The organism is Paraburkholderia ribeironis (assembly GCF_900019265.1).
In the GTDB taxonomy this organism is placed as follows: Bacteria; Pseudomonadota; Gammaproteobacteria; order Burkholderiales; family Burkholderiaceae; genus Paraburkholderia; species Paraburkholderia ribeironis.
The window spans coordinates 1-1,374 of sequence record NZ_CYGX02000168.1; the positions used below are offsets into that span (position 1 = coordinate 1).

Consider the following 1,374-nt stretch of genomic DNA (forward strand, 5'->3'; position numbering starts at 1 on the left):
TGAAGTTGACCCAGAAAAACGGACATCTATCCTTTGGAGAAGGAGGTGCCGATCATGGGCAAGCATCGTACCCCGTACCCGAGAGAATTTCGGGCGCAAATGGTCGAGCTGGTGAAGGCCGGACGCAGGCCGGAGGAATTGGAAAAGGAGTTCGAGCCGACTGCACAGACCATCTACAATTGGGTGGCGCAGGCTGATCGCGACGAAGGTTTGCGGCAAGACGGTCTGAGCACAGCCGAACGGCAGGAGCTCGCACGGTTGCGTCGTGAGGTCCGGCAACTGAAGATGGAGCGCGACATACTCTCTCACGCGGCAGCCTGGTTCGCGAGGGAGACGGGATCCATTCCACCGAAGGGCGGTACGGATTCATGAAAGCGAACCGGGCCCGCTGGCCCATTGCGATGATGGCACGGCTGCTCGGCGTCTCGACGAGTGGCTATTACACGTGGCTGGTGCGAGAGCCCGCGATGCACACACGTAGCGATGCGCAACTGCTCGCGCGCATCCGCACGCTACATGCGAGTTCGCGCGGCACGTATGGGGCACCTCGTATCCACGCGCAGCTCGCGCGCGCAGGCGTTCACGTGGGGCGCAAGCGGGTGGCGCGCCTCATGCGTATGGCGGGTCTGTGTGGGGCAAGCCGGCGGCACTGGCCGCGCACCACCCGGCCATGCGCAGGCGCCCGGCGTGCGCCTGATCTGGTGCGTCGGCACTTCAGTGCCGACGCGACAAACGTGCTGTGGGTCGCAGATGCGACCTATGTACCCACGGGTGAAGGATTTCTCTATCTGGCGGTCGTGCTGGATGTGTTCAGCCGTCGCATCGTCGGCTGGGCGATGTCCAACCATCTGTACACCGAACTGATGTTACGCGCGCTGGACATGGCGTTGCAGCAACGACGCCATGACGGTGTGATTTTACATTCCGACCAGGGCTGTCAATACACGTCCATTGCCTTTGGACGGCGCTGCCGTGAAGCCGGCGTACAGCCGTCGATGGGCACGGCCGGCGACGCTTATGACAACGCGATGTGTGAGTCGTTCTTCGGCACACTCGAAGCCGAACTGCTCTGTCGCGAACACTTCGCGACCCACGAACAGGCACGGCGGCGTCTCTTCTCGTTTCTGGAGAGCTGGTACAACATACGCCGCCTGCACAGCAGCATCGGCTACTGTTCACCGCTCGAGTTCGAAAACCTGCATGCGCAAGATCAAGGCTTATCGCCGCGCGGGTTGTCCACCGCCGGGCAGCGTCGTGGTCGTGACAGGCGACCCGCCGCCCGGCCGTGGACAACCCGCGATTCAACCTTATCGGGAGGTGCCACCCCGCACTAGACTCAACTGCAAATCTATCCGTCGAACCGGGTCAACCTCA

The 1,374-nt window shown here is 62.4% G+C and carries 1 pseudogene; it reads left to right on the forward strand.

From position 1 onward, the window contains the following. Positions 1-54: 54 nt before the first annotated feature. Positions 55-1,202: pseudogene (locus BN2475_RS32825) on the forward strand (IS3 family transposase); the annotation flags it as partial. Positions 1,203-1,374: the final 172 nt, after the last annotated feature.